General features: G+C 67.7%; 16 protein-coding genes. 9 read left to right on the top strand and 7 right to left on the bottom strand.

Annotated elements, in window-relative coordinates:
- The first annotated feature begins 89 nt into the window (after positions 1-89).
- The gene (locus GH2_RS04645; protein ID WP_066163688.1) at positions 90-1,298 is read left to right on the top strand and encodes an acyltransferase; all 1,209 of its coding nucleotides are present in this window, start codon (positions 90-92) and stop codon (positions 1,296-1,298) included.
- Between the two features lie 73 nt (positions 1,299-1,371).
- Positions 1,372-1,599 (top strand): hexameric tyrosine-coordinated heme protein, encoded by a 228-nt coding sequence (locus tag GH2_RS04650; protein WP_066163690.1) that lies wholly within the window; start codon positions 1,372-1,374, stop codon positions 1,597-1,599.
- Positions 1,600-1,606: 7 nt separating this feature from the next.
- Here GH2_RS04650 and GH2_RS04655 read toward each other — a convergent pair whose 3' ends face one another.
- Together GH2_RS04655 and GH2_RS04660 are read right to left on the bottom strand one after the other, a co-directional pair.
- Positions 1,607-2,326: a hypothetical protein gene (locus GH2_RS04655; protein ID WP_066163692.1), complete on the bottom strand. Its 720-nt coding sequence runs from the start codon at positions 2,324-2,326 to the stop codon at positions 1,607-1,609.
- A gap of 62 nt (positions 2,327-2,388) precedes the next feature.
- Positions 2,389-3,018 (bottom strand): SanA/YdcF family protein, encoded by a 630-nt coding sequence (locus GH2_RS04660; protein ID WP_066163694.1) that lies wholly within the window; start codon positions 3,016-3,018, stop codon positions 2,389-2,391.
- Positions 3,019-3,150: 132 nt separating this feature from the next.
- Between GH2_RS04660 and GH2_RS04665 the strand changes: the two genes are divergently transcribed.
- Both GH2_RS04665 and GH2_RS04670 read left to right on the top strand, forming a co-directional pair.
- Positions 3,151-4,545 carry a WS/DGAT/MGAT family O-acyltransferase gene (locus GH2_RS04665; protein ID WP_066163696.1) on the top strand — a complete coding sequence of 465 codons (1,395 nt, stop codon included), beginning with the start codon at positions 3,151-3,153 and terminating at the stop codon, positions 4,543-4,545.
- 444 nt (positions 4,546-4,989) lie between these two features.
- Entirely contained in the window at positions 4,990-8,337 is a 3,348-nt protein-coding gene (locus GH2_RS04670) for a (Fe-S)-binding protein (RefSeq protein WP_066163698.1), read from the top strand.
- Positions 8,338-8,418: 81 nt separating this feature from the next.
- Here the strand turns inward: GH2_RS04670 and GH2_RS04675 are convergent, their stop codons facing one another.
- Both GH2_RS04675 and GH2_RS04680 read right to left on the bottom strand, forming a co-directional pair.
- Complete coding sequence (locus GH2_RS04675) at positions 8,419-9,255, bottom strand: type IV toxin-antitoxin system AbiEi family antitoxin (protein WP_244885303.1); 837 nt, start codon at positions 9,253-9,255, stop codon at positions 8,419-8,421.
- Between the two features lie 175 nt (positions 9,256-9,430).
- Complete coding sequence (locus GH2_RS04680; RefSeq protein WP_066164292.1) at positions 9,431-10,306, bottom strand: exodeoxyribonuclease III; 876 nt, start codon at positions 10,304-10,306, stop codon at positions 9,431-9,433.
- A 67-nt stretch (positions 10,307-10,373) separates the two neighbouring features.
- On the opposite strand from GH2_RS04680, the gene GH2_RS04685 reads away from it, so the two are divergent.
- The 5 genes from GH2_RS04685 to GH2_RS04705 all read left to right on the top strand — a co-directional run bounded on the left by GH2_RS04685 (position 10,374) and on the right by GH2_RS04705 (position 16,434).
- A complete protein-coding gene (locus GH2_RS04685) occupies positions 10,374-11,627 on the top strand; it encodes a pyridoxal phosphate-dependent aminotransferase (protein ID WP_066163702.1) in 1,254 nt (417 codons plus the stop codon).
- Between the two features lie 138 nt (positions 11,628-11,765).
- Complete coding sequence (locus GH2_RS04690; RefSeq protein WP_066163703.1) at positions 11,766-13,538, top strand: SDR family oxidoreductase; 1,773 nt, start codon at positions 11,766-11,768, stop codon at positions 13,536-13,538.
- Between the two features lie 40 nt (positions 13,539-13,578).
- Positions 13,579-14,487: a metal-dependent hydrolase gene (locus GH2_RS04695; RefSeq protein WP_066163705.1), complete on the top strand. Its 909-nt coding sequence runs from the start codon at positions 13,579-13,581 to the stop codon at positions 14,485-14,487.
- 5 nt (positions 14,488-14,492) lie between these two features.
- Positions 14,493-15,620, top strand: coding sequence for a PDR/VanB family oxidoreductase (locus tag GH2_RS04700; protein ID WP_066164294.1), 1,128 nt, complete (start codon positions 14,493-14,495; stop codon positions 15,618-15,620).
- A gap of 43 nt (positions 15,621-15,663) precedes the next feature.
- Positions 15,664-16,434, top strand: coding sequence for a MerR family transcriptional regulator (locus GH2_RS04705; RefSeq protein WP_066164297.1), 771 nt, complete (start codon positions 15,664-15,666; stop codon positions 16,432-16,434).
- Between the two features lie 4 nt (positions 16,435-16,438).
- On the opposite strand, the gene GH2_RS04710 is transcribed toward GH2_RS04705, so the two are convergent.
- The 3 genes from GH2_RS04710 to GH2_RS04720 all read right to left on the bottom strand — a co-directional run bounded on the left by GH2_RS04710 (position 16,439) and on the right by GH2_RS04720 (position 19,537).
- Positions 16,439-17,569: a hypothetical protein gene (locus GH2_RS04710; protein ID WP_066163707.1), complete on the bottom strand. Its 1,131-nt coding sequence runs from the start codon at positions 17,567-17,569 to the stop codon at positions 16,439-16,441.
- Between the two features lie 41 nt (positions 17,570-17,610).
- Positions 17,611-18,177 carry a dCTP deaminase gene (dcd, locus tag GH2_RS04715; RefSeq protein ID WP_066164300.1) on the bottom strand — a complete coding sequence of 189 codons (567 nt, stop codon included), beginning with the start codon at positions 18,175-18,177 and terminating at the stop codon, positions 17,611-17,613.
- Between the two features lie 442 nt (positions 18,178-18,619).
- The gene (locus tag GH2_RS04720) at positions 18,620-19,537 is read right to left on the bottom strand and encodes an ABC transporter substrate-binding protein (RefSeq protein ID WP_066163709.1); all 918 of its coding nucleotides are present in this window, start codon (positions 19,535-19,537) and stop codon (positions 18,620-18,622) included.
- Positions 19,538-19,565 lie beyond the last annotated feature (28 nt).

Here is a 19,565-nt window from a genome sequence, read left to right on the forward strand (position 1 = left end):
GACGCACAGAGATCGCTGCTAGCGTGAGCCGCTGGCGCTGCTAGCACGACAGCAGAGCCGTCCGCTATCCGCTAGTCGTATGAGGTCTCATGTCGTCCACGGTCGCTCTCTCCCCGGTGACCACCGGCACCACCACCGCGCCCACCGCTCCGCAGGCCGCCCGCAAGCGGCCCTACCTGCACCAGGTGGACCTGGTCCGCACCACGACCTTCGCGCTCGTCATCTTCATGCACGTGCTGACGTCGACGACCGCCGAGTACTCGAGCATGGGAACCAACTCGACGTCCCTACTGTTGCACGCGACCCGCAACATCTTCTTCGCGCTGACCGGCTTCGTGTTGATGTACCAGTACCTCGATCGGCCTGATTTCAGCACGACGTCGTTCTGGCGGCGGCGGATGAAGCTGGTCATCGTCCCGTATCTGGTGTGGTCGGTGCTGTACTGGGTCATCACCGGGATGTGGCTCAACGGCCGATTCGGCGACATTCCGACGAGCCTCGGTGAACTCGGCAAGAACCTCTTGTGGGGCACCTCCGCCTATCACCTGTACTTCCTGTTGGTGATGCTCCAGGCGTATCTGCTGTTTCCGCTGCTGCGCAAGCTCATCATCCGCACCCGCGGACACCATGGGGTCGTTCTCGCGGTCAGCGCAGCGCTGCAGGTGACCGTGCTGTGCCTCATCTCGTACTGGCACCCGCCCGCAGGACTGGCGACCGAGCTGTGGAATCACCTGTACGCAACGTTCATCCCCTATCAGCTGCTGATCGTGATCGGCGCGATCGCCGCCGCGCACCGCGAGCGCGTCAGCGAACTCCTCCGCGGTCGCGGCGCCCTGGTGGCCTGCGCGTTCCTCGGCTCCGCCGCCTTCGCCATCGGCGCGTACGTGCACCGCGTGCTGGTCGGCGGTGCGCCCGTCTGGTCAGCCAACAGCGCGTTCGAACTCACGCTGCTGCCGTTCCTCGTCGCCGCGGTGATCGCCGTCTATGCCCTGGGGCTGCACTGGGCGACGTATCGCCGGCAGCATCAGCCGGTCTTCTCGAAGTTCGTGTCATACGCCTCCAACCGGTCGTTCCCGGTGTTTCTGGTGCACGTCATGGTGCTGACGTTCCTCCTGCGTCCGCAGACCGACGCCGGCGAGAAGTGGTTCGTGGCCGCCCTGCCGCAACCCTTCGCGACGATCACCGTCTACCTGCTGACGCTGGCCATCTCCCTCATGGTCGTCGAGGTGCTGCGCCGGCTGCCCGGGGCGCTGTATCTGACCGGCCGCCCGCGCCTTCCGCTGCGACCGACGATTTAACGGAACTCTTTCCGGTTAAGCTCGAAGGCGTCCGCATCGGCCCGGCGGACACCGCGATTCGAGAGGGACTCCCATGACCGACACCTGGCTTGCCAGCCTCATCACCGACACCCCGCAGGCGGGTTTCGAGCTCGCCATCACACTCAGCCGCCGCGGCGTCAAATACACGCAGCCCGACGGCGAGGTGCTCCACAAGCTCCGTCCGGAATACGCCGAGGACGCCGAGGCGTTGATCGCCGGCTCGCAGGTCGTGGCGACCAACTTCCAGACCGTCGCCGCCGCCAACAACTATTGGCGCTGACCCGCCGTCACTCCCGGCGTCGGTCGGCGTCGGAGACCAGATGACAGACGACCGCGGCCGCTCGGCCGCGGTCGTTCGCCGTCACCAGCACCACCTCGGAACACCCTTCGGCTCGCGCCTGCAGCAGTCCTTCGATCGGCGCCGCGCTGCGGGACGCGAGGCAGACGCTGACGAATCGACGCCCGGGTGCCAGCCGAAGACCACCCGGCACCACCGCGACGATCGGCATCTCGTCGCCGACCGTCGACAACACATGCTCGACGGCGGTCCCCGGACTGTCGTGGTCCAGTTGCACGTCGGCGGTACGACGCCCCGCCGTCGTCACGGGTTCCTGCGGTGCCGACGCCGACAGCGGCATCGCACCCACGACCAACGCGCCGCCGTCGACCGTCAGTAGCACGGCGCCGCGGCGGTGCGCGAGGATCGACGCGCCGACAGCGATCGACGACGGCACCCCGCAGCCGTCGTCGACCATGTCGAGCGCCTGGACGCCCGGCACACCCCCGAGTCCGAGTCGCACGCAGATACCTGCCGCCGTGTCGGCCGCATCTGCGGCGCCGACGTTGATCACCGCGGCCAGCGCGCGGCGATCCAACCCGGCCTGCGCCAGCGCCCGCTCCGCCGACCTCAGTCGCGAGTCGATCCCGTCGGCGTCGACGGCGATGCCGGTGAGGCGAACGCGAGTCGACGCCGCCCCGACCCTAGCGACACTCGGATGGTCAGGCATGACTTCACGCTACGTCTGGCCCCGCGCCCGATCTATCGTCCGAATGACACCGCCACCTGCACTCATGCGCCCCGCGCACGCACCGCGTCGAACACCGCCCGCGGCCGCGATCCGAGCGCCTCCCGAAGCTGATTGCGTACCAGACTCACCACCGAGCAGTCCTGGCACGGCGCGATGACGCCCACGATGTCGATGCCCCACGCACGGCACAGGGTCACCGCCCGCGCGATGTGGAAGTTCTGCGTCACGATGGTCGCCGACCTGATCCCGTCCAGGGTGGCGGCACGACGACAGGTCGCGTTGGTGTTGAGACCGAGCCGGTCGTCATGAATCGCGTGCGCGGGGACGCCGTGCTGTTCGAGGTAGGCGCGCATCACCTGGACCTCGTTGCCCGCGTCGTCGGAGTCGTTGCCCGAGGCGAGGATCTGCGTGACGTGACCGGCCCGATAGGCGTCGACGGCGACGTCGAGCCGAGCGCGCAGATAGACGCCGGGCTCACCGTCGGACACTTTGGCGCCGAGGACGATCATCGTGCGCGGAGCGTCGTCGGCGATCGCAGCGGCGTCGATCACGCGACCGCGGGCTGCGACCACCATCCACAACGACGTGACCGCGACCATGACCTCGACCGCGATCACCGCCGCGAGTGCGGCGACGCGCAGGGGCGGCACAGCGGGTCTGAGGCGAGTCACCGACTCAACGTAGACGATCCGCTCAGGCCCGCACGCAACTAGATTCGACACACACGCGTGGGCGCGGAATGCGACGTGCCACAATTGCGCGCAAGCGAGACGCGTGTGCTCGCCGGAGCGTTAGGGGAACTCATGCAATACATGCCGGTCACCGAGTCGATGTTCCTCATCGGCGAGACGCGCGATCAACCGATGCACGTCGGCGGACTGCAGTTGTTCATCCCCCGAGACGGACAGACCGCGGCCGATCTGGCCGATGAGATCTCGCAGCGGTTCCACGAGGCGACCGACATCGCTCCGATGTTCCGCAAACGCCCCGCGACGCCCGCGCAGGTGGCCGGTTACGCCGCGTGGACGCAGGATGAGGAGATCGACTTCGACTACCACATCCGGCACATCATCCTGCCGCGCCCGGGCGAGGTGAAAGACCTGCTGCGGTACGTCTCGCAGAACCACGGCGCACTCCTCGACCGGCGCCGCCCGATGTGGGAGGCCCACATCATCGAGGGACTGCAGGACGGTCGGGTGGCCCTGTACACCAAGATCCACCACTCCGTGGTCGACGGTGTGTCCGCGCTCCGACTGCTGCAGCGAGCGCTCTCCACCGACCCCGAGGATCGTTCGGGGACGGCGCCCTGGTCCATGGACCTGGTCCGCCGCAAGCGAAGGCAGTCGGCGAAGGAGAACGACAAGAGCCTGCTCGGAACCCTCACCGGCGCCGCGGGGTCCATCGTCGACGTCGCAGGCCAGGTGGTCGGCCTCGGTCCCGCCGCCGCGAAGATCGCGACCGCGGGCGTCATGGACAAGGACTACGTGGCGCCGCTGCAGATGGCGCCGACGACCATGCTGAACCAGTCGATCGGCTCGGCGCGTCGGTTCGCTGCGCAGGACTGGCCGATCGAGCGACTGCAGGCTGCGGCGCGTGCGCAGAAGATGACCGTGAACGATCTGATCGTCGCGATGTGCGCGGGCGCCCTCCGCAGCTATCTCGACGAGCACGACGACCTCCCCGACGAGTCGTTGATCGCCGCGATGCCGGTCTCGCTGCACAGCGAGGACGACGCCGACGGCAATGCGGTCACCGTGATCTCCGTCCGAATGGCGACCGACCTGGCCTCACCCGCCGAGCGCGTGGCGGCGATCAAAGCGTCCACGGCCAGCGCCAAGAAGGTGGTCCGCGGGCTCAAGCCGCTGCAGGCGCTGGCACTGGGCGCGGCTCTCGGTTGGCCTCTGGCCTTCGCCTCGGTGCCCGGATTCGTGCAGTACACCCCGCGCGGGTTCAACCTGCTGATCTCCAACGTCCCGGGCCCCAGCGAGCCGCTGTACTGGAACGGCGCCAAGCTCGACGGCTGCTATCCGGTCTCGATTCCGATGGAGGGACTGGCGATGAACATCACCGTCACCACCGTCGCGGGCAAGGCCGGGTTCGGCATCATCGGCGCACGGGCACAGCTGCCCAGCCTGCAGCGGATCCTGACGCACTTGGAGAATGCGCTGGCCGAGGTGGAGGCGCTGCCTCCCGCTTAAGTCAGCCCACTGGTAGCGAGGGCGACCGTCGCGCCGGTGGCGAAGAAGTCAGTCACTGCTCGGCGAATGCGGTTCCATGCGGTCATGTCGTACTCCCCACTTCTCATGTCCCACTGGCACCCACGGTAAATGAGAGTGATGACCATCACTGCGAATCGGTGAATCCGGCCACATAACACTCAGCACTCGGATCCCGCACAGCGCCGCACGGCGACGCCGCCACATTCGAAGGCAACGACTGGACCTGCTTATTACTCATGAGTAACATTGGCTGGAACCTGGGCTGTAGCACGGGATGCGCTCACGAGGTTAGGTAAACCTTGGCAGCGCTGAGCAGGGTTGACCCTTTACGGTTACCAGGAATATAGGTGACGGCGGAGTGCAGCGGTCTGACGTACTCGGCACGTCTTCGGTACGACCTGGAAAGAAAGGCCGGTACTTCCAGTGAATACGACTACCGTCGCGATCGGAGCCATCGCCGCGCTGATCAGCCTCGTGTGTTGGGCGCTGTTCCTGCGTGGCGTGTTCACGATGGTGCGCTCGATCGCCCAGGGGCAGAAGGTCGAGTCCGAGCGATTCGCCTATCCGCTCAAACGCCTGTGGACGATGCTCAAGGAGTTCGCCGCCCACACCCGGATGAACAAGTTCCGGACCGTCGGCTGGGCGCACTGGCTGGTGATGTTCGGCTTCCTGATCGGCGCGATCTTCTGGTTCGAAGCCTACGGACAGATCTTCAACCCGGAGTTCCACTGGCCCGTGATCGGCGCGTGGAACATCTACATCTTCGCCGACGAGGTTCTCGGACTCGGCACCGTCATCGGCATCTCGGTGCTGATCCTCCTCCGACAGCTCAACCACCCGCGCGTGCCCGCGAAACTCTCGCGCTTCTCCGGCTCACGGTTCGGCGCGGCGTACTTCGTCGAGGCGGTCGTGCTGATCGAGGGCCTCGGCATGATCTTCGTGAAGACCTTCAAGATCGCCTCCGACCTGGAGAATCCGCCCGTCTGGACGTCGTTCTTCACGCACTACTTCGCCCAGCTCTTCGACGGCATCTCCATCTACTGGGTCACCGCCGCCGCCGTCATCAAGCTGATGAGCGGCATGATCTGGCTCGCCGTGGTCGGCCTCAACATCGACTGGGGCGTGGCCTGGCACCGCTTCGCCGCGTTCCCCAACATCCTCTTCAAGCGTGAGTCCGACGGCGGCGTCGCCCTCGGTGCCGCCAAGCCGATGATGAGCCAGGGCAAGGTCCTGGACATGGAGACCGCCGACCCCGACGTCGACGCGTTCGGCGCAGGCAAGATCGAGGACTTCAGTTGGAAGGGCTGGCTGGACTTCACGACGTGCACCGAGTGCGGTCGCTGCCAGAGCCAGTGCCCCGCGTGGAACACCGGCAAGCCGCTGTCGCCGAAGCTGATGATGATGTCGCTGCGCGACCACGGTCAGGCCAAGGCGCCGTACCTGTTCGCGGGCGGCAAGAAGGATCTGGAAGGCAACGAGATCGGCATCGTCGACGCCGACGGCAATGTCGACGAGGCGCAGCTCGCCAAGGTCCCCGAGGCCGCGCGCCTGGAGGCCGAGCGCAAGCTGGTCGGCGAGTCCGAGGGCACCACGGGCGCCGTGATCGACGCCGAAGCGCTCTGGAGCTGCACCATGTGCGGCGCCTGCGTGGAGCAGTGCCCGGTCGATATCGAGCACGTCGACCACTTCATCGATATGCGTCGCTACCAGGTGCTGATCGAGTCGGATTTCCCGTCCGAGCTCGCAGGCATGTTCAAGAATCTCGAGAACAAGGGCAACCCGTGGGGCCAGAACGCCTCGCAGCGCACCGCCTGGATCGACGAGATGGACTTCGACATCCCGGTCTACGGCCAGGACGTGGAATCGTTCGAAGGCTACGAGTACCTCTTCTGGGTCGGCTGTGCCGGCGCTTATGAGGACCGCGCCAAGAAGACCACGAAGGCAGTCGCCGAGCTGCTCGACATCGCCGCGGTGGACTTCATGGTCCTCGGCCAGGGCGAGACCTGCACCGGCGACTCCGCTCGCCGCGCAGGCAACGAGTTCCTGTTCCAGATGCTGGCGCAGCAGAACATCGAGACCTTCAACGAGGTCTTCGCGACCGCACCGCAACAGCGTAAGAAGATCGTCGTCACCTGTGCGCACTGCTTCAACGCGATCGGCAACGAGTACCGGCAGGTCGGCGGCGAGTACGAGGTCATCCACCACACGCAGCTGCTGAACCGACTGGTCCGCGAGAAGCGGTTGGTTCCCGTCGCCGCGCCGGCCGGTGAGCAGATCACCTACCACGATCCCTGCTACCTGGGACGCCACAACAAGGTCTACGACGCTCCCCGCGAGCTGATCGAGTCGTCCGGATCCACCCTCACCGAGATGCCTCGCCACGGCGAGCGCTCCATGTGCTGTGGCGCCGGCGGTGCCCGCATGTGGATGGAAGAGCAGATCGGCAAGCGCATCAACGTCGATCGCGTCGACGAAGCGCTGAACACGCTGAACGAGCGGCCGAAGAACGCCGACGGCAGCAAGGCGGTCCGCAAGATCGCCACCGGCTGCCCGTTCTGCCGCGTGATGCTGACCGACGGCGTCACCGCGCAGACCGCGAACACCGAGGACGAGGGCCAGGTCGAGGTCGTCGACGTCGCGCAGATCATGCTCGAGGGCGTGCTCCGCGGTCGCCAGCAGGTTGAACGCGGAGGCCAGTTCCTGGGCCCAATCCAGTCGGAGCTCGCTCCTACTCCGGAACCCGAGCCGGTCAAGACTGCTCCGGCGCCCGCGGCTGCTGCCGCGGCACCGGCCGAGGCCAAGCCCGCGGTGGGTCTGGCACCCAAGAGCGGCGGCCTGAAGAAGCCCGGTGGACTCAAGAAGCCGGGCGGCGCACCCAAGCCAGGTGGCGCGGCACCTGCAGCGGAGGCCGCTCCCGCAGCCGAGGCGGCACCGGTCAAGGGACTCGCCATGGGCGGCGGACTCAAGAAGCCCGGCGGGCTCAAGAAGCCGGGCGGCGCACCCAAGCCGGGCGGCGCGGCAGCACCTGCCTCGGCCCCGGCGGAGGCGGCGACCACGGAATCTGCGACCGCAGAAACTGCGGCTACGCAGGCGACCGAGGGCAAGGCCAAGGGCTTCGGCATGGCGGGCGGCTTGAAGAAGCCGGGTGCCAAGAAGCCAGGCGCTCCCAAGCCCGCTGCGGCCGCGGCTCCTGCTGCCGAGGCAGCGCCGGCAGGCGACGCGGCTCCGGCCGCCGATGCTCCCACTGCCGATGCTCCCGCTGCCGTGACCGAGGGCACCGAAGGCAAGGCCAAGGGCTTCGGCATGGCAGGCGGCATCAAGAAGCCCGGCGCCAAGAAGCCAGGCGCACCCAAGCCCGCTGCAGCAGCACCCGCCGCAGCAGCACCGGAGGCACCGACCGAGGCCGCTCCCGTCGAGGAGGCTGCCCCGGCCGCCGACGCTCCCACTGCTGCCGTCACCGAGGGCACCGAAGGCAAGGCCAAGGGCTTCGGCATGGCGGGCGGCATCAAGAAGCCCGGCGCCAAGAGGCCCGGCGCACCGAAGCCCGCTGCAGCAGCTCCCGCCGCAGCAGCACCGGAGGCACCGGTCGAGAGTGCTCCCGTTGACGAGGCTGCCGCCGAACCGGCTCCCGCCGAGGAGGCGGCCCCGGCCGAGACGACCGCTCCTGCGGCTCCCGCCGGAGACGACAGCCGCACCATCGCGGAGACCGGCGCCTCCAAGGCTAAGGGCTTCGGCCTCGCTGCAGGCAAGAAGCGGCCGGGCAAGAAGTAGTACCGGCTTCGCCCGACATCGTTGGCGACATCGACAACCTCTGAGGTTGTCGATGTCGCCAACGTGTTTCTCTGGGTCTTCTCAGACCGATTGCCGCAGCAGAATCGCTTCCGCGAGTTCTGCCATGCAGGCGTCCGGTTCCATCGTGAGCCGCGCCCACGTGAAGATGAGCGGCAACCAGCCCATCCTGACCAGCTGGTTGGTCTTCCGCTGGTCTCGTTCCCACTCGTGATGGTCGTGGTGGAAGTTCCAGCCGTGGATCTCGACGCCGATCTGCTCCTGGGTCCACGCGAAGTCGAGTCGGTAGTCGCAAAACGGTACCTGCTGGGTCCAGCCGGTGATTCCACGCTCACGCAGCAGCGAGACGAACAACCGCTCGGCGACCGACTCCGATTCGTCCTCGGCCGCGGTCAACAACCAGCGGGCGCGCCGCATGCCGTGCGCACCGCTGTTGCGTTCGAGGCTGCGCCGCAGATCGATGAGATCCACCTGCTTGCGCTGCAGGGCACGATCCATCACGGCGATCCCGTCGTCGAGTTCGGCGGCCGCCGCCAGCACGGTGAGCGGGAGCCTGGTCACGGGCAGTCCCCGCACCACCTCGACGTCCTCGGCCGGAAAGGTCCGCCGCTTGGTCTCGACGCGGAAGCCGCAGCGCGCGCCGCGCTTGGAACGCGGCACGGACACCGTGAGGGGAGACGGCAGCTCCGGGATCAGTCCGTGCCACCACGCGGCCGTGGTCCGGTCGGCGATCCCGCCCTGGGCGGCCACCGCGATCCGGACCTGCGCGGCATCCGAGAGGCAGTGCTCGGCGGAGAGGTACACCCCCATCGCCTCAGCGGTCCAGAGCCCCGCATCCAGGCGGCGCTGGATCTGTCTGCTGGTCACGCCGAGCGCGTGCGCTCGATCCGCGGTGATCACCCCGTCATGCTCGGCGAAGTGTCTGGCGACGGCCAATTCAGGCCGATGGATATCGTCTCTGTCGCTTCTCACCTCGATTAGACGCAGCGCACCGCGCCACGGTTCCACGACACGCCGAACTTCGGCGACATGGACACCCGTCGAGGTCGTCCATGTCGCCAACGTTGTCCCGTCGCTACGGCATCCGTTCGTACCCGACCACCACCGCAGCGTGATCGGAGACTCGCTGGTCCGGCGACGCCTCCTTGTCGACCTCCACCCAGCGCGCGCGGGCGGCGAGGGCGGGGGTGGCCAAGTGGTGATCGATCCGCCAGCCGACATCCTTGGCGAACGAGGCGCCCGCCCAACTCCACCAGGTCAGCGGACCGGGGCGGTCGCCGTGCAGCGTGCGAACCACATCGATCAGTTTCCGCGGCGAGAGCCGGGCGGAGAACCACTCCCGCTCCTCGGGAAGGAATCCCTCCATCCTCCGCGCGGCGCGCCAGTTGGTGACGTCGTGCTCCAGGTGCGCGATGTTGAGGTCGCCGACGAGCAGGAACTCGCGCCCGGCACGTCTCGCGGCCAGCCGATTGCGCTCGAGTTCACGGGCGAAGCCGTCGAGGAACGCCATTTTGCGGCGATACTTGGCTCCACCGTCCGGCTTCTCCCGCATGGAGCCCGGCCGCTGCAGTTCGGCGGGCAGGCCGCCCTTCGGCAGGTACAGGCACGCGACGGTCACCGGCTGGTCGGCCAGGTCCACCTCCACATACCGCCCGTGCGAGGCGTACTCCCCCAGTCCGCGTGCCTTGGGCGGATGGGTCACCCACGTACGCACCGCGGCGGGCGGCAGCCGCGTCAGAAGCGCCACCCCGTTGCGTCCGGGAATCGAACCGACGTCGAACGACGCGGTGTACCCGGGAAAGTCGCCCACCAGGTCGGCCGGGCAGCGGAGTTCCTGCAGGCCGATCACGTCGGCCCCGCGACGCTGCAGCCACTCGTCGAATCCCCGCCGCCGGGCGGCACGGATTCCGTTGACGTTGAAGGAGACGACCGTCAGCTGCGCAGCTTTCACGACCCCAGCTTGCCGCAGAAACACCACGCGGTGCGCCGAGGCGGCGGGCGGCTGACAGAATGTACTCATGAGTCGCCCTCGTGTTTCGCATCCCATCACCAAGCTGCGCCCGCTGGAGCAGTCCGAGAAGCTGCAGAACGTCTGCTACGAGATCCGCGGCCCGGTGCACGAGCACGCCGCGCGTCTGGAGTCTGAGGGACACCGGATCATGAAGCTCAATATCGGCAACCCGGCGCTCTTCGGCTTCGAGGCGCCCGACGTGATCATGCGGGACATGATTCACGCGCTGCCCTTCTCGCAGGGCTACTCGGAGTCTGCGGGCGTGCTCTCGGCACGCCGCGCCGTGGTCACCCGGTACGAGACGGTCCCCGACTTCCCGTATTTCGACGTCGACGACGTGCTCCTCGGCAACGGTGTCTCCGAGCTGATCACCATGACGATGCAGGCGCTGCTCAACAACGGCGACGAGGTCCTCATTCCCGCCCCGGACTACCCGCTGTGGACGGCGATGACCGCGTTGTCCGGCGGCAATGCGGTGCACTACCAGTGCGACGAGGACAACGGCTGGAATCCGAGCATCGAGGACATCGAGTCCAAGATCACCGAGCGCACCAAGGCGCTCGTGGTGATCAACCCGAACAACCCGACCGGCGCGGTCTACTCGCGCGAGGTGCTGGAGAAGATGGTCGACGTGGCCCGCAGGCACTCGCTGCTGATCCTGGCCGACGAGATCTACGACAAGATCCTGTACGACGACGCCGAGCACATCAGCATCGCGACGCTGGCTCCCGATCTGCTGGTGTTGACGTTCAACGGCCTGTCGAAGGCCTACCGTGTGTGCGGTTACCGCGCGGGCTGGGTGGTCCGCACCGGCCCCAAGGACCACGCGAAGGGCTTCATCGAGGGCATGACGATCCTCGCCTCCACACGTCTGTGCGCCAATGTTCCGGCGCAGCACGCGATCCAGGTGGCGCTCGGCGGCTATCAGAGCATCGACGCGCTGACCATGCCGGGCGGCCGCCTCTACGAGCAGCGGAACGTCACGTGGAACAAGCTCAACGAGATCCCAGGCGTCTCCTGTGTGAAGCCGATGGGTGCGCTGTACGCCTTCCCACGGCTGGATCCGGAGGTGTACCAGATCCACGACGACGAGCGGTTCGTCCAGGATCTGCTCCTGCAGGAGAAGATTCTGGTGGTGCAGGGATCGGGCTTCAACCTCCCCGACACCAATCACTTCCGCATCGTGACACTGCCGTGGGCACAGGACCTCGCCGAGGCGATCGAACGCATCGGAAACTTCCTTTCCTCCTACCGACAGTAGTAGTCGAACAACCGAGAACACCCCGTCGACCTGCGCGAATCGAGAACATTCGACCCCGCCAACAAGTGCTAACAACTGCTAGCAGTTATTTGTTACTAGTGGTAACGTCTACTCAACCGCATTGGATGGGAGACGGAAATGGCCGATTGGCATCGCTTCAACGTCAGGGGCGACGGCGTCGAGCTCGCCGCGTTCTCGTACGGCTTGCCGGGTGAGACCACACCCGGCAAGCCGGTCGTGCTGCTGGTCCACGGATGGCCCGACAGCCATCACCTGTGGGATCTGGTGGCCCCGCAGTTGGCCGAGCACTATCGGGTCTACGCCTACGACACCCGCGGCTTCGGGGAGAGTGATCGCCCCGCGCAGGTCGCCGCCTACCGCCTGGACACGCTGGCGGCGGACATGTTCGCCGTCGCACGCGCCGTGAATTCCGCAGGGAAGACGCACATCGTCGCCCACGACTGGGGCTCGGTGCAGGCGTGGGAGACCGTCACCACCGAGGGCGCTGACGACGCGATCGCGTCGTTCACCTCGGTCTCCGGTCCCAATCTCGATTTCCTCGGCGAATGGGCGCGAGGCAAGCTCGCCAACCCGACGCCGAGCAACATCGCCCAGGCGCTGTCGCAGGTCGCCTCGTCGGCGTACACCGCGTTCTTCCAGGTTCCGGTCGCCTCCGACGCCTTCTTCCGCGCGTTCGGCTCCGACAAGGTGTGGACCGAGTTCCTCCACTTCATCGAGGGCACCCCGCGGGAGAACGCGACGTTCGGGCCCACGCTGCGCGACGACATGATCAACGGTCTCAAGCTGTATCGCGCGAACATCCGCGGCAAGCTGGCGAGCCCGAAACCCCGTCCGACGCGCGTCCCGGTCCTCGAGATCGTCAACGACCACGACATCGCGCTGCGGCCGGCCATCTACGAGCGCACCCACACGCACGCTGCGAATCTGTGGCGCAAGCGCACGACGACGGGCCACTGGCTGCCGTACACCAACCCCGACTACCTCGCCACGACCGCCATCGAGTTCATCGATGCCATCGAGAACGGCGCGTCGGGCACACCGAACACCATCGACCGCGCGCATGTCACCGGCCCCGCGGGCGACCTGATCGGCAAACTCGCCGTCGTGACCGGTGCGGGCAGCGGCATCGGCCGCGAGACCGCCTACGCACTGGCCGACCTCGGGGCGGAGGTGGTCCTGGCCGACATCGACCTCGCCGCCGCAGAGGCGACCGCCACCGACTGCAAGGGCAAGGGCGTCCTCGCGACGGCGTATCGACTCGACGTCTCGAACACCGGGGCCGTGACCGAGTTCGCCGACCAGGTCCGCAACCTACACGGCGTCGCCGACATCGTCGTGAACAACGCGGGCATCGCGCTGGCGGGTTCGGCGCTGGCCGCGACCGACGAGCAGGTGGACCGACTGTTCGACATCAACCTCCGCGGCGTCATCAGCGGCAGCCGCGCCTTCGGTCGTCAGATGGTCGAGCGCGGCGCGGGCGGCCACATCGTGAACCTGGCATCGGCGGCGGCCTTCACCCCGTCCCGCGACCTGGGGCTGTACTCGTCGAGCAAGGCGGGCGTCCTGATGTTCTCCGAGTCGCTGCGCGCCGAACTGGCCGAGCACAAGATCGGCGTCACCGCGATCTGCCCCGGCATCGTCCACACCAACATCACGTCGAACGCGCAGTTCGCCGGCGCCGCCGACGAGGACGCGACCCGTGAGAAGGTCGACGGCTTCTACGCCAAGCGCAACTTCACGCCCGATCGTGTGGCCGCCGACATCGTCGCCGCCATCCGGAAGAACAAGGCCGTCGTTCCGGTGACGCCGGAGGCCGAGGTCGGCTACCGCGTCTACCGCTTCTTCCCCTGGGCGTCGCGCATCGGCGCCCGCCACAAGCTTGCCGACTGAGCACGACGAACCGACAATACGAGTACACCGGAGGATAGACATGACTACTGAAGCAACTCGCTCGACCGTCGAGACCGACCCCGGCAAGGTCGAACTCCACGCCCGGAACGTCGCCTTCGACTTGACGAACGCTCCGCTGCACTGGATCCCGAATCACCCCATGTCGTCGAACATGATCACGGTGCTGAACCTGCTGCTCCCCGAGGGCGAGCGCTGGTTCGTCGAGACCTTCAACGAGGCGCTGCCGCTGATCAAGGACGAGGCACTCGCCGCGGACATGCGCGGCTTCGTCGGCCAGGAGGCGATGCACGCGGAGGTCCACGACCGCGCCGTCGAGAGTTGGCTGCGCGGTCACGGGATCGATCCGACCGGCTACCTGAAACAGATGGAGTGGATCTTCCACAAGGTCCTCGGCCCCCGCGACGGCACGCCCGAGAACAAGCAGAAGCACTTGATCGAACGCCTGTGGTTGATCGCGGCGATCGAGCACTACACGGCGCTCCTCGGCGACTTCGCACTCAACTGCACGTGGACCGAGAACGGCGCCGATCCGAACATGGCCGACATGTTCACCTGGCACGGCGCCGAAGAGGTGGAGCACCGCGCGGTGGCGCACGACGCCGCCTCGTACTTCGCCGACAGCCCGCTCCGCCGCGCCCGCGCGATGAGTCTGGCGCTCCCGTTCCTGGTCTGGCTGCTGGCCCGCGGTTTCCGCTTCATCAACAGCCAGGACCCGTCGATCGCCGACCAGAGCATCCCCGCCAAGGGCAAGCTCTACCTCGGCAGCTACTTCCGTGATTCGCGGATCGGCGTCTTCCCGAAGATCTCGAAACTCGCCGTCGCGACGATCGCCTACTTCAAGCCCGGATTCGCGCCGACCGACATCGGCGACACCGCCCAGGCCGTGGCCTTCTTGGCGTCGTCTCCCGGGGCACGACGAGCGGCGTGACCATCATGACCAGCGAGTCGTCCCGTCACCTGACCGACCTCTCCACCGAGCCGCCGCACCTGTACGGACGCTATCGACGCGACCCGCTGATGCGTCTGCTGACCGGCATCGGCAAGTACTGGTTTCCGATCTGGCGGCCGCTGGCGCCCTTGCACGACCGTTCCGCCGACGACGGCATCCTGACGCTCGACATCGTCGACCGCGAGGTGGTCGCGGTCGACGAGAACGTGATCGCGCTGACCTTCGCCGCCCCGGACCACTCGATCCTCCCCGAGTGGCATCCGGGCGCTCACCTGGACCTGATGCTTCCCTCCGGCCGGATGCGCGAGTACTCGCTGTGCGGCGACCCCGGCGATCGGCGGACCTACCGGATCGCGGTGCGCCGCATCCCGGACGGCGGCGGCGGATCGATCGAGGTGCACGACACGCTCCGCGTCGGGGACTCGATCCAGATCAAGGGACCGCGCAACGCGTTCCCGATGGTGCTGCCCGGCTTCGGGTCGTCGTCGCGCCGACTGCGCTTCATCGCCGCGGGCATCGGCATCACCCCGATCCTGCCGATGCTGGCGATGGTCGACCGGTACGGCCTGGACTGGACCATGGTCTATTGCGGACGGACGGCGGACTCCATTCCGTTCATCGACGAGTTGGCCCGCTACGGCGACAAGGTCACGGTGCGCACCGACGATGTGGACGGACTGCCGAGCATGGCCGATCTGGTGGGTCCGACGCCCGACGCCGACGCCGCGCTGTCGGTGTACTGCTGCGGTCCGGTGCCGATGCTCGAGGCATTGCGCGTCCACCTGGCCGACCGCGACGACATCGAGTTGCATTTCGAGCGCTTCTCGCCGCCGCCGATCCTCGACGGCACCGAGTTCACCGTGGAGATCGCGTCGACCGGCCACCGCGAGACGGTCGCCGCCGACGAGTCGGTGCTCACGGCGTTGCGGCGCGTCGATCCGGCCGTCCCGTACTCCTGCCAGCAGGGTTTCTGCGGAACCTGTCGCATGCGGACCACCGCGGGCGACGTCGATCATCGTGATTCGTTGCTCACCGAGCCGGAGCGCGACGAGGGCTGGTTCCTGCCCTGCATCTCGCGGTGCGATTCGGAGTCGCTGACCGTCGACATGTGAGCGCCGCCCCGCGGGCGTGCCGCGATTTGGGACAATGCTGGTCATGACCGAGTACCGAATCGACGATCTGGCGCGTGCCGCGGGAACCACGACGCGCAATGTGCGGGGTTACCAGGATCGCGGCTTGATTCCGCGGCCGGTGCGGCGCGGTCGGATCGCGATCTACGGTGACGAGCATCTGGCGAAGCTCCGGGTCATCAACGACCTGCTGGCGCGCGGTTTCACGATGACGCACATCGGTGAGTTCTTCACCCGCGTCCAGACCGGCGACGACATCGCCGAATCGCTCGGACTGCGCGAGGCCGTGTCACGCCCGTGGTCGCAGACCGCGACGGAGACGGTGTCCGCGGACGCCCTCTTCGACCGCCTGAACACCAGCGATCCGCAGTTGCTCGGAATGCTGGAGGAGTTCGGACTCATCGAACCGATCGGCGACGACGAGAGCCCCGCGCAGTACGAGATCAAAGACGTCGAGACCATCGAGGCCTATCAGCGGCTGATGCAGATCGGCGTGCCGCTCCCCTACATCCTCGGGTTGCAGCGCCAGCTCGACGAGGACATGGGCCGTGCCGCGCGGACCCTGGTGAGCGCCGGCCGTCGTGCAGTCACCGAGGGCCGGTTCGACGGCTGGATCCCGGAGAAGGGCGCCGAGTCGGACTGGGCGTCGACGTTCATCAACGAACTGCGCACCACCGGCCGCATCGCCGCCCACAACACGCTGTATCGGGCGCTCGACCGCGAACTCGCGCGCCAGCTCGACGACTACCTGAACGTCGCGCAGAGCCGTCGAGAGCAGCGCATCGCGTCTGAGTAGGCGCTCAGCCGATCACGATCGGCGGCAGACCCGGGATCGGGTTCGGAATCGTGCGCCGTTTGGCTCGGGTCGGTGCGGGCGGTTGGGGCCCCGGCTTCGCCTCGGTCGGCCGCTCCGTCGTGGTCGACGGCGGCGGCGGTGGTGGTGGCGGTGGTGTGCTGTACGACGACATCGGCGCTCGCGCGGCCTCCAGATCGGCCGGATTCACCATCCCGTCCACGTGTTCCGGTTCCGGTCCCGACGAGGTGGGTGACGGCGTCGACGTGCTGGTCGTCGCCGCATCCCGCTCGGGTCCACTGCTTTCGTGCGCGTTCATCGCCAGTGCGACGCCGCCGCCCCCGATGCCCAACATGATCACGATGCCCAGCGCCACCACTCGGCCGCGCAGGCCCTGCGGGGTCGGCGGTTCCGCGGGTTCGGCCGGGGCATCGCCGATCGGGACGTCGTGCCCGACGTCGAGCGGATTGCCGAACCGATCGAGCCCGTAGTCGGCAGGGTCGACGAGCGCGGGATTGTCTCCGGTGCCCTCCCACGCGCGGATCTCGGGCGGTGCCGCCACCGGTGCGAGCAGATCGGTCGGGCGGTCGTCGCCGCCGAACGTCGCCGGGAACGGATCGCCCGGAAGCAGGACGGAGAAGCCGCGTTCGGTCAGCGCCTCCCACAGACCGGGCCAGGCGTCGTGCCCCGGTCCCAGCAGGATCGCGTCGACGGGCTCGGGACCGGCCAACTCCACCACCATGCCGTGCGCACGGTTGGCTTCGGGGACAGTGGCCTCGATGACCTCGTCGAGGCTCAGGCGGACCAGTCGCAGCAGTTCGAAACCCATGGTCAGCGAGCTGTCGTGGTCGACGAGGGCGCGCCGCCCCCGAGCCACCACCGCCACCAGCTCTCCGAACGCGTCCGGCGACGCGGCCTCCACTGATCCGGTGTCCCGCAGGTAGGCGGCGATGCGTGCGTCCAGGACCTCCGGCCGGATGCGGGATTCGGTCGTCGACCGCACCGTCACCCCGGCGACCACGCGGCCCGCCCACAGTCCGGTGTCGCCGAAGTCGAGGGCGATGATCGCACCGCTCGGATCGTCGGGCAGGTCGAAATCGCGCAGCCACGACGGCTGCGAACTGAATGGACTCGTCACGACGACCTCCTCCCCTGGCTGCGCCGCTTCTCTGCTGTCCGCTACTTCGCGAAGTTCAGATAGGCTTTCGACGGCGTCGGACCGCGCTGGCCCTGGTACTTGGAGCCGACGGCCGCACTGCCGTACGGGCTCTCCGCCGGACTCGACAGACGGAACAGGCACAACTGGCCGATCTTCATACCCGGCCACAGCGTGATCGGCAGGTTGGCGACATTGGAGAGTTCGAGGGTGATGTGGCCGGAGAAGCCCGGATCGATGAAGCCCGCGGTGGAGTGCGTCAGGAGCCCGAGGCGGCCGAGCGACGACTTGCCCTCCAGGCGGCCGGCGAGGTCGTCGGGCAGCGAGCAGACCTCGCGCGTGGAACCGAGGACGAATTCGCCGGGGTGGAGCACGAACGGCTCCCCGTCGGCGGGCTCGACGAGCGTCGTCAACTCGTCCTGCCGCTGCGCCGGATCGATGTGGGTGTACTTGGTGTTGTTGAAGACCCGGAACAGCGAGTCCAGGCGCACGTCGACGCTCGACGGTTGGACCAGCCCCGGGTCGAACGGGTCGATACCGAGACGTCCAGCGTCGATCTCGGCACGAATATCACGGTCGGAAAGCAGCACGTCGCCCAGGATAGTCGACTTCCCACGCTGGTCGAGTTCCACCTGCGAGCGCTCCCCACGCTGGTCGAGTCCCACCTGCGAGCGCTCCCCACGCTGGTCGAGTCCCGCCTGCGACCGCTCCCCACGCTGGTCGAGTCCCACCTGCGACCGCTCCCCACGCTGGTCGAGTCCCGCCTGCGACCGCTCCCCACGCTGGTCGAGTCCCGCCTGCGACCGCTCCCCACGCTGGTCGAGTCCCGCCTGCGACCGCTCCCCACGCTGGTCGAGTCCCGCCTGCGACCGCTCCCCACGCTGGTCGAGTCCCGCCTGCGACCGCTCCCCACGCTGGTCGAGTCCCGCCTGCGAGCGGAGCGAGCACGCGGTTATCGAGACCGCCGCGACGTCGCAGGCTTCGACACGGCGCGCCTGAGCCCGACCGCCACCGGCATCAATCGCGAGCGGATCAGAACGTCGGCAACTGCGGAACCAGCTTCTCGGCGACCCACGCGAGGGTCACCGGGTTCGGCATCGACATGGCCTGCCCCAGGCTCTGGCCGACCGTGACGACGTGGTTCTCGCGGGTCACGTTGAGCGCGCGGAAGGGGGCGTCGTTGGCGACGTCGACGTCGTAGTCCAGGTACACCATCATGTCGACGTCGCCGAGGATCGCGAGGTTCTCCGCGGACACCTCGGTGTAGAAGGCCTTGCCTGCGAGCTCTTCGACGCGGGGCAGCGGCGGGATGCCGAGTTCCTGCATGGTCTGCCCACGGCCGTCGCTGAGCGCGTACGCGTACAGCGCACCGTCGGATTTCGGCAGCACCACGACCCCGGTGTGCTTGGCGAGGTCGGGACGGTCGACCGCCACCTGCTTCAGCGTCGCTTCGGTCTTGGCGATGAGTTCGTCGCCCTCGGACGCCTTGTCGACGCCGGCGGCGATCGCCTTCACCTGCTCTCGCCACGGCACGCCCCACGCCTCGAAGCCTGCGGGGCGACGGACCACCCGTGCGATCTCCTCGAGCTTGGCGTAGGTGGCGTCGTCGTAGCCGGTGTTGACCGCGACGATCACGTCCGGCCGCGCGGCGGCGATCTTCTCGATCGCCTCACTCGACATCTCGGACCCGCTGTCTTGAATCAGCGTCGGCGTGCTGGTCAGCAGCGGTTTAGCCCATTCGCCGACCACCTCGGTCGCATTCTTCGACCACGGTGCGACGGCGACCGGTTGGATGCCGAGACTCAGCAGCGTGTCGACGTCGCCGAACCCGATCGACGCGACGCGCAGCGCGTCGCCCGACTCGTCGGAACTGTCGGAGCCGCAGCCGGCGAGTCCGACCACGGCGACCGCCGCAACGACCACCGCGACCAGACGTGCGCGCAAACGCATGGGGACCTCCTGTGAGAAGACAAGGAGA

Origin of the sequence: Gordonia hydrophobica NBRC 16057 (assembly GCF_001592365.1) — a bacterium.
GTDB lineage: Bacteria > Actinomycetota > Actinomycetes > Mycobacteriales > Mycobacteriaceae > Gordonia > Gordonia hydrophobica.